This is a genomic window from Oleiphilus sp. HI0132 (genome assembly GCF_001635845.1).
In genome coordinates this window covers 1-9709 of the sequence record NZ_LWGJ01001570.1, presented here as the reverse complement: position 1 = coordinate 9709, position 9709 = coordinate 1, and the positions used below count along the sequence as shown (strand labels likewise).

The window sequence follows — 9709 nt, the reverse complement described above, 5'->3', positions numbered from 1 at the left end:
AAAAGAATGAGCAGCCCTCCAGCATCGACTTAACTGATGATGGAAAAGCAACACCCAACCAAGAGTCCGAGATAGAAAGCACAGCTAAAAATACAGAGCCTAAGCACAATGAGAGCAATCAGCATGCCTTGCTAGCGATAATCGCACTACTCGCCTTTGGTTGGCTTCTAACGAGTTTGTTCCTACTTCTACGACTGAAGCAAGTAAAGCAAGACTTAAATAAACTAATCTCGATACAAGCTCCCGACTCTACTACTTCAGAACTCAGCTACAAACAATTAATTGAAGCAATTAGAAAGGGGTCGAGTGACATACCGAAGCTTGTACTAGCTTGGATCGAGAGCCAGCGAAAACAAAACACCGTTAAGTCAGCCCCCATTACCTTGCGTTCGCTGAAAGCTTTAGATGAGTCGCTTGCTGCCGAACTATTAGCATTCGAGAACGATCGTTACAGTAAAAATGCAACTCAGACCTATGACCAGCAAGCCTTACTTGAAGCATTAAAAAAATACACTAAAACAGCACCCGGCCTGAAAGGCAAAGACAATGCTTCTTTGCCACCGTTCTACCCGCAGTAGCACAGCCAGACAAACTTAGCCCAGAAAGCCAGCTATCGATGCTGCTCACGGCAGGCGCCAGGCGTTTGCCCTGTCCACTTTTTGAAGGCGCGATTGAATGCTGCTGCTTCTGAAAAGCCGAGCTGCAAAGCAACGTCATTAATACTCAGGTTTGCCTTGGCCAGCAACACCAAAGCCTGATCCCGACGAATACTGTCTTTTATTTCTTTAAATGAACTACCCTCATCTTTAAGGCGTCGCCGAGCGGTGTGGGTAGTTAAATGTAACTCACTGGCTACAAGATCAAAGCTAAGATTCTCGATCTCCAAGCTGCCACCCATACGACTCAATAGAATTCTTTTTATCTGCGCAGTAACACTGTCATCTGAACGAAATTGTTTTAGTAGCGATGCCGGCGCATTTTTCAAAAATGGCGCTAAGGTACTATCATTCTGAACAACCGGTAGATCTAAATACTTGCTGTTGAACACAACCCGGTTTTGCCCCTGAGAGAAAGCAACTCGGCAAGGAAACATTAACTTGTACTCTTCATGGAATAGAGGCCTTGCGAAAGTAAACTCAATTCGCTCAAGTAGTATCGGCCTTTCAATCAACCAACACGACAGACGAATCCAGATTATATAGAGCGAAGTAATTAGAAATACCTCATCAAAGCCCAAGTCATTCGAAAACTTGATTTCCAGATGCGCTTCGCCTTCTAGTTCAAGCAAGTTAATCGATAGTTCATCGCCAAACAGACCTATAAACTTACTCGCTCTAAGCAAGGCATGCCGCAAGCTAGTTGCAGTAATTATAGCGTGGCACATCATGCTAAACGTGCCGATTTTAAGTGGCTTTTCGACGAAGCCACTTGCTTCATCGCCCAACTCAGACCAAAGTGAGTGGAGCAAAGGGTCTACATAGTTCAAATCAATACGCTGTAATGGGTCTTTTCCCATATCCAACTGAAACTTGTCATAATCGAGATCAACACTCGCAAAAATCGAGTGCAAATTAATATTTCTTCGCTTAGCAGCAAAAAAGAAAGCATCGACAAGCGCTATAGGAATACTTAAGTTGGGAGACATGAGAGCTCAGACTGGTCCGGATAAGGTCAATCTGTCAAAAAATATGGCAAGAGTCAAGAACTTAGGGGAAGCAAGAAGAGCTCCCCCTTTATCAGAAAGATAAGAGGGTATTGCGACTAAATACCCAAGGAACTTAGTAGGTCATCAACTTCATCTTGGTTAGTTCCAGATAACTGGTCGGGGCGTAAGTTTTGATCCTCGGGAGATAAACTACCAAAGAGTTCATTTAATGACATCATCGTCAACATAAACTTCTGATCGGTAATCTGATCTTCAGAGTAGAGGTTCATACACTTAACAAGCTCACCACTAATCGCTTCACGGATCTGTCCTTGCTGGACCTCACTCAAGCCTTCAGCACCTTCAAGAACTGCTTTTTCAACATTTTCCATTATGCCCATTTGCTGTTCTTTCATGGCCTGGTAGGTTTCGTTAACCTGACTAAGTTCACTACTACATGACATCACTACATTTTTAATTTGTTCCGTTCTCGATTCTACGCGAGCTTCGAGGTTTTGATTGAGATCTAGGATCTCCTTTTCATCAAGCTTTCGTCGAGTAATATCCCGGATCATCACGGTAAAAATGATTTCGTCATCAACAAGCACTTTGTTTGTCACCATCGACAACCAAGCTTGCTGACCTTCAATCGTTGTCTCTATTTCGAAGCGGCCATCGTCTTGCGTTTGGGATGCAAGAAACTCCATATATTCACAACCCTGATCACAGTCTTCATCATCAAGCATTAATTCGAGGCCGCCCCGAGGTTGAACAATTTCAAACTCAGCTTGGGGGTAAAATGCCAGCTCAGGTACAATTTCGTCGAGCATCTTACCTTCAACCTCACCCTCTTGCTTTTTGATAACATCTCTACACGCAGGGGTAACAGTAGTAATCTTACCGTGTTTATCGGTACTTAAAAAAATAAAATCGGATGAAACCAGCAAGATGTCAATCAGGTCACTTTGTCGCATGTTTTTTGTTTTACTTTATCGTCAAATTAAATGGAAGGTTGCATATAACATTAGCAGCAAACACCAGCTTTTCCATTTGCAAAAGGTAAAATCCTTAAAAAAGCTCGAGCTCTCCAGCCTCTTCAATAATGGGTTCCGTCTTATCAAGGTACGTTGAGTCGAGGATGTGTATCAACTCTTTACTAACACCACACTTGCTCGGCATTAAAGCGACAGTTGGAAACAACAAGCCAATATTATTGGCACGGCTATCGAAGTATTTTTCATTTGTTATAATTGAGTCAGACTCAATTCTTTGCATTCCTAAAATTTCGTCAACTACTACAGCGATACTGTTTGAGCCCCCGGTATTAAAGCTAACCAATGTTAACTGTTCTCCCTTAAGACACTGCTCCATCCCAATACGACGACGCAAATCAAGAACCTGCATGATCTGTCCATTTATAGTAGTCATGCCCCGAAAAAAGTCGCCCTGATAAAACAGCTTTACCAAGCTGTAGTTTCCAGAAAAAACATTCTCAACATCGCGACAATAAACCGCCAATCTGATATGACCAACCCTAGCGACCAAATATTCATTTTTATCCATAAAACCCTCTGTGCAAAAAAATCCCATGAAAACCTAAACTTACTAATATTTAGCACATCAAAATTCGCTATATAATTTAAAGTGGTAGCAGCCAATCGACATTCTGTCCAACTTTTATCTCTCTTTTCTCAAACTCTTTATCAAATCTGATGTATTTGTAGTCTATTTTAGGCTCTACATGCTACGCGAAGCTCTTGAAAGGTGGTAAGATGAGTGTCCTTGCGAACTTAATATTATCGACTGGAAAACCAGTTAAACCATGCATCCATAAAGCCAATGCATTACCTAAGCTATTTACTTCTTATTCTCTTTGCCTCTGCACCTTTTCTTGCTAACGCTGAGCTTATGCAGCAAGAAAACATTCGCTACTGGCAGCTATTCGATAGTAACAGCTCCGCCTCTCTCGAAGATATCGTTGGTACGCCAAATAACACCTGGACACCTCTCCCGAATGGCTATACAAAATTAAATGCCTTAGAAGAGGATTACTGGAAAGCATCTGACGGTGCGACGATGTGGGTTAAAATTGAACTTCCCCGAATTGTCGATTCGGATCGAATTTGGATTGAGCTTGCACCCAATGTCGGATTAGATGGCGAATTGGCAATCTATGAAAACGGTCTCTGGACCTGGAAGCACGCTGCTGGTAGGCACGCTAGTGACAATGCCAGTTTCCCAGCCACCTTTCTTACCTTCGTTATCGAAAAACCGCGCGAACATCGCCTAGCCTTCCTTAAAATCAAGAGTTCACAAGTCTTAAATTTCAGCATAAACATCCGAGACCACGACTCACAACTTTCTCTTCTTGCTAGTAGAAATCTTGTGTATGGCTTGTGTTTTGGACTGATGATTCTTGCTTTTGTCTACAACATGGTAATTGGCATCTCTGCTGGAGAAAGAGTTTATACTTATTACGCCTCTTACGTTTTATGTATGTCGCTATATATGATTGCCATGACCGGGTACAACCGCCTGGCGTTTCCCGATTGGGGTGGAGAGGGTAGCTTCACCAACCTGACCGCTTGCTTGCTTGCGTTTTCTGCAACAGTATTCGTTCGCGAGCTACTTGAAACTAAGACAACAATCCCCAAGCTCGATATATTATTACGCCTGTTATTGGCTGCAACTTTTTCGACCATATTTCTACTAGGGTTTATGTCTGACCAACTTGCCTACATGTGTGTAGAAACGATAGGTCTAGTCATTCCAATTATCATACTTGTCTGTGCTATCGGTGCACTAAAGCGTCACCCCCCGATGGCGAAGTTGTTTCTTCTTGCCTGGACCACTCACCTTATTACGGGCACCCTATGGGTATGGATGTGGCTTGGATACACCCCCCCATCACTAGACACCCTCAATATTTTCATTGCAGGTTCAGTGACCGAGCAACTGCTGCTAGCCATCTTGCTTGGCTATAAATACGCAAACCTGAAACAAGAAAACCGTAAGCTGGCAAGAGACGACGAAAATTATCTGGGTGAGTCAACTCAAGACCAGTTAACAGGGGTTTTTAGTCGTCAAACCCTCTACACTCAAATTGAACATACAATTAAAACTAGCGAGAACGACCTTGTTTGGATCGATATTGATATTGACAACTTTCAGAAGTTTAATGAGGCGCACGGCCTTCACGCAGGCGACCTATTGCTTAGCGAGTTTGGTCAATTGCTCCAAACAAAAGTACGTCGAGATAACCTAGCCGCAAAGCTGATCGATAAGGAAAATAGCTTCGCCTATAGAAGAGGGCTGGCAGGAAGAGTCGGTGGTGGGAAGTTTACTATACTTCTATCCAACTGCTCACTCCCCCAAGCCAGGCTCTACGTTGAAAGGTTAATGCGAGATTTCGAAGCCATCAAAATAAAGTCAAGCGATGGAAAGTGGCTAAATTCGAGCATCAGCGTCGGAGTTGTACATATTTTGCCTAATGAAGACTTTAATTCTGCCTGGAAGAGAGCAAGCAAAAAGCTACTGCTTGCGAAATCAAAAGGTAGTGCGCAGCTTTCGTTCTCCTAGACGACTAAATACTCAGCCACGGAAATAAAGCTTTTAACCGCTCCCCCTCCATTGACTGCATTAGCTCAACATTACGCTCTGGAATTTTTTCAGGGTTATCATAACTTTCTAGCGCATACTCCAAAGATTGCTCTCTAATTATGTGAAAAACCGGATAGGGAGCGCGATTTGTTAAGTTCGATTTATCATCCGGTTCGGTACCTTCAAACTGGTAATCCGGGTGAAAACTTGCCAACTGAAATACACCTTCGTAACCTTCTGAAACCAAAATTGAATTCGCATCCGACAGGCATGCTAAGTAAGAATAAAAGTCACTCAAGCCATTTGGGATAACAAGCAGAGTCGTTTCAATAGCCAGATTACTATCATTATCTAGAAACCTTAACTCTGCCAACAAGCGTTCAAGTATTGAGTCATAAGAGCTCCCAGTGTCGATCGCGATTCGGACACGTTCGTCTTCGTAGGGTTTGCGAGCAAACGGACACAAGTTAAGGCCGATTACCACTCGCTCCAGCCAAGCAACAACTTCTGACTCTACATGGCCAAGGGATAGCTCATTAGACATCTTTAAACACCTTTCCTGAAACATTTCATATTAAAGCGAGAATTTATCGGTCATCTTATCTAAGGTCGGCCCAGCAATGACGCCTCGCTCTGTAACGATATAATCGACCAAGCTCGCGGGCGTCACATCGAAGACCGGATTAAGTGCCTGTACGTTAGCCTCTGAAACTTGTTGTCCACTGAAACACTTAAGCTCATCGGAATCACGCATTTCAATCTCTATAGACGCACCGTTTTTCGATGCCATATCAACCGTACTGCTAGGCGCAACGACCATTACCTTTGCGCCATGGTACCTTGCCTGAATCGCCAAAGAGTAGGTGCCAATCTTGTTTACAACATCTCCGTTAGCTGCAATCCTGTCTGCACCAACGATAATCCATTCAACCGATTTGTTTTGGATCACCCACGAGGCCGCCGAGTCCGCATTTAAGGTAACCGGGATATCATCTCTCATGAGCTCCCAAACAGTTAATCGGGTACCTTGCATCCAAGGGCGCGTTTCATCTGCAAAGACTTCAGTGATTAAGCCATCACTCCAGGCTGAGCGTATAACCCCTAAAGCCGTTCCATAGCCACCTGTAGCCAAGCCTCCGGCATTACAATGAGTCATGACAGAGAACGGTTTTTCATGGAAGCGTTTAAACACGGAACAGGCTAAATCACCCATTTTAAAGTTGTTAGCAATATCCTCTTGATGAATTTCCTGGGCGCGGAGAAGCAGCTTTTCTAAACTAAAATCCTGCTCTTTCTGCGCTAGGAGCTCTTCCTGCATAACTTTCAGAGCCCATGCTAAATTTACCGCGGTAGGCCTAGCTTGACTCAGGAATTCAATATCCTTGTTAATACGTTCATAAAAATCGACTCCATTCATTAAGTGCTTTTTTGCGCTCAAAACAACACCGTAAGCCGCACAAATACCAATTGCAGGCGCTCCACGTACAACCATCGTCTTGATTGCCGTATAAACCTGTTCAACATCATGACAACTCATATAATCTTCAGACAAAGGTAGATTTCTCTGATCCAATAGAACCAGCGCACCATCTTGCCAATCGACCGCTTTGACGCTTAGAGACTCAAACTTATTATTCAATGACTATACTTCCTACTGTTTCATTATTTCGGTGGGACTCTATCATGCATGAGTAGTTTGCAATACCAGTTCCCTCAAACTCAATTAACACTTCTTTTCTATCGCCACCTACAACAAACACTGAAGGGTTCTGAGATAGCGGTTTAACAATAGATTCTGCATCCCCTACACTATTCCCGGAGTGCGAATGCCCTGAACCCTGCTGCGCCTTTTTCTTAGAGTGATAGAGTTCGTCAAGAACAAACATCTTGTACGCTTCTGACTGGTATAAAGCTTTCAGGTCCTTTGTAAAAACGAGCAAATGAGGCTCGTTAGTACGATTTTTAACAAGTACTCTGACCTTTGAACCAGAACTAATATTGACAGATTGCGGCCACACCCTACCAACAAGCACTTCAAGCTCGACGGTACGATCAGTCGCAGCCTGACCAAACAAGGGGTCTTTCCAGTATTCACCTAAAATATCTTCTGCCGTTACGCCGGCATTCGTAGTAAGGGTAAATAAAAGAAGCAAGGAAAGGAAAAGGTAGGGCATAATAAACTTTGGTAACATCTAAATGTTGTTCAACCTAAGCAACACAACATGGAACAAAACTACAAGTGACCTTCTTTATATGAAGTATACACCAAATGTACTAACAATTGCCGGCTCTGACTCTTCAGGCGGTGCAGGCATACAAGCAGATATCAAAACATTTACTGCCTTAAATGTCTATGGAGCATCAGTCATCACCAATGTCACAGCTCAAAACTCAAAGGGAGTTAAGGCCACCTATCCACTACCAGCGAAAGTTGTGAAGGATCAGCTACAGACAGTCATCAGCGACATAAACTTTAAAGCTATAAAGATAGGAATGCTGTATTCAAGTGAAATTATTAACGAGGTCGTAGAATGCCTTTCCAACAACACAAGTACACCTATAGTAATCGACCCAGTCCTTACTTCCAGTTCAGGCGTAATGCTTCTAGAAGAAGCCGCAAGAACAGCCCTGGTTGAGAACTTGTTTCCTTTGGCCACTCTAATAACACCCAACCTTATGGAAGCAAACTACCTGCTCCAATTTAAAGGAAAAGACACTGAAAATTTATGCACTCAGAATAAGGCCTTATTATTATCTGAGTTATTTGCATGTAGCGTTCTACTTAAAGGAGGTCATGTAAATGGCGAAATCGTTACCGACTACCTGCAGACCAATAAGGCAATGAATTCATTCTCGCACAAACGCATTGCAACAAATAATACTCATGGAACCGGATGCACACTATCTTCAGCAATCGCTGCAAACTTGGCTAAACAGCCAGACTTATTCATAGCTGTTAAAGAAGGTATATCATTTACCGAATCTTGTATCCAAAATGCTGACGGTTTACAGGTCGGTAATGGTTACGGCCCAATTAATCAGTTGCCATTTTCACAATACTAATTAAGCGATATAATTCTTTGCGGATATTTTCTGCACTATACTGCTACTAATATTACTAAGGGACTTCATAGAATGACAAAGCTAAGCATTTCGAAAAAAATTATACTAGCCTCTAGTTTAACAGTACTACTATCAGCTTGTGCCAGTAACCAAGTAGCTATATCAGAAAGCGTTCAACAAAAATCTGCCCAAGCAGCTTCACAGTCAACTTTCACACCAGAACAAGCAATTGACGAAGCAGAAGAAAAACTGCTAGTTGCGAAGAAAAAAGGCGTAGAATTCTTCTCTCCATTACATCTTAGGCAAGCAGAAGAGAGCATTGCATTAGCACGCGAGTACCTAACAGCCCCTCCCAGCGATATAAAAAATGCCTCTTTAATGTCCGCGATCGCTGCACAAAAATATATAGAAAACGCTTACGAGAATAAAAAGAAAGTTGAAGGAAATCTAAGGGAGTCCTTAAAAAATCTCGACATTCTAGAAAGTCTCAACGCCCCAGCTCTTGTACCCGACCAATATCAAGATGTCATGGAGTCGCTAAATGACATCATTCAAGAAATTGAACAGGGCAACGTTGCTGATGCTAAAAAGAGTGAAGTAGACCTTCTTGAAGACATGGCTGATACCGAAATATCGACACTAAAAGTAACACATCTTAATGAAGCTGTTTCGTTTTTCGAGCGTGCCTCGGACATCGACGCAGATGAGTACGCCGAATTGAGCTATGAAAAAGCAGAAGCTAAACTTGAAGCCTCAACAAGCTTTATTGAGAAGAATTATAGAGATAGAGAGGGGGTAAAAGCTGCAGGCATTGATGCTCTTTTGGCGACTAAAAAAGCTTACTTCGTTGCGATTGAAGCCGAACGCACGGTAAAAATGAAACCAGAAGAAGCTGAAAAGCACGTTCTTAAAGTAATGGAACTTCTCAATAACATTCACTTAGCTACATCAGGTCAAGACATTGAGCCTGAAAAACTATTTAACCAGTCAGAAGTTATAATCGATCTTATAAAAGAGCTGAAAAAGGCCCCTGTACAAAAACCTGAGCTTCCCGCTTCCCAGATCCAAACTTTCGCTGCGCCTCGATCCGAGCCGCTTGTGATTGAAACGCTCGAAGCACCTGCTCTGCCCGCCGGACATAAACCTCTGGAAGGCTTAGAAGTGGACAGCAGCGCTACCGATATCTCTTTACGTAAGGATGAAGACAGCTTTGATGCCATTGAAGTTGCTTCAGATAGCACGACTCTCGAAGAACAACAAAATAATGTTAATACCACTCCTGAAAGCACTCAAGCAGTTATTGATAATACGCAAGCAAACTTGAATAGTAATGAAGCCGTTGATGCCGTTGATGCCGTTGATGCCGTTGATGCCGTTGATGACGTTGATGCCGTTGATGCC

10 protein-coding genes are annotated in these 9709 nt (G+C 42.8%); 4 read left to right on the top strand and 6 right to left on the bottom strand.

What is annotated here, in order from left to right; translation table 11 throughout:
* A partial coding sequence (locus A3766_RS31520) for a hypothetical protein (RefSeq protein WP_197479716.1) occupies positions 1-578 on the top strand: 578 nt, incomplete at its 5' end.
* A gap of 32 nt (positions 579-610) precedes the next feature.
* Here the strand turns inward: A3766_RS31520 and A3766_RS24300 are convergent.
* The 3 genes from A3766_RS24300 to A3766_RS24290 all read right to left on the bottom strand — a co-directional run bounded on the left by A3766_RS24300 (position 611) and on the right by A3766_RS24290 (position 3208).
* Positions 611-1645: an AraC family transcriptional regulator gene (locus A3766_RS24300; protein WP_068506419.1), complete on the bottom strand. Its 1035-nt coding sequence runs from the start codon at positions 1643-1645 to the stop codon at positions 611-613.
* Positions 1646-1761: 116 nt separating this feature from the next.
* Positions 1762-2619 carry a hypothetical protein gene (locus A3766_RS24295; protein WP_068506415.1) on the bottom strand — a complete coding sequence of 286 codons (858 nt, stop codon included), beginning with the start codon at positions 2617-2619 and terminating at the stop codon, positions 1762-1764.
* Positions 2620-2713: 94 nt separating this feature from the next.
* Positions 2714-3208 (bottom strand): chemotaxis protein CheW, encoded by a 495-nt coding sequence (locus A3766_RS24290; protein WP_068506412.1) that lies wholly within the window; start codon positions 3206-3208, stop codon positions 2714-2716.
* 276 nt (positions 3209-3484) lie between these two features.
* Here A3766_RS24290 and A3766_RS24285 point away from each other — a divergent pair, with 276 nt between their 5' ends.
* A complete protein-coding gene (locus A3766_RS24285) occupies positions 3485-5224 on the top strand; it encodes a diguanylate cyclase (RefSeq protein WP_068506407.1) in 1740 nt (579 codons plus the stop codon).
* Positions 5225-5228: 4 nt separating this feature from the next.
* Here A3766_RS24285 and A3766_RS24280 read toward each other — a convergent pair whose 3' ends face one another.
* The 3 genes from A3766_RS24280 to A3766_RS24270 are packed head-to-tail and all read right to left on the bottom strand — an operon-like array spanning position 5229 to position 7419.
* The gene (locus tag A3766_RS24280; protein ID WP_068506406.1) at positions 5229-5789 is read right to left on the bottom strand and encodes a DUF1415 domain-containing protein; all 561 of its coding nucleotides are present in this window, start codon (positions 5787-5789) and stop codon (positions 5229-5231) included.
* A gap of 30 nt (positions 5790-5819) precedes the next feature.
* Positions 5820-6884 (bottom strand): S-methyl-5-thioribose-1-phosphate isomerase, encoded by a 1065-nt coding sequence (gene mtnA / locus A3766_RS24275; protein WP_068506400.1) that lies wholly within the window; start codon positions 6882-6884, stop codon positions 5820-5822.
* A complete protein-coding gene (locus A3766_RS24270) occupies positions 6877-7419 on the bottom strand; it encodes a hypothetical protein (protein ID WP_156490687.1) in 543 nt (180 codons plus the stop codon). Before A3766_RS24270 ends, mtnA begins: the two co-directional genes overlap by 8 nt.
* Positions 7420-7498: 79 nt before the next feature.
* Between A3766_RS24270 and thiD the strand changes: the two genes are divergently transcribed.
* Together thiD and A3766_RS24260 are read left to right on the top strand one after the other, a co-directional pair.
* A complete protein-coding gene (gene thiD, locus A3766_RS24265) occupies positions 7499-8308 on the top strand; it encodes a bifunctional hydroxymethylpyrimidine kinase/phosphomethylpyrimidine kinase (RefSeq protein ID WP_068506541.1) in 810 nt (269 codons plus the stop codon).
* Between the two features lie 72 nt (positions 8309-8380).
* A partial coding sequence (locus A3766_RS24260; RefSeq protein WP_156509101.1) for a hypothetical protein occupies positions 8381-9709 on the top strand: 1329 nt, incomplete at its 3' end.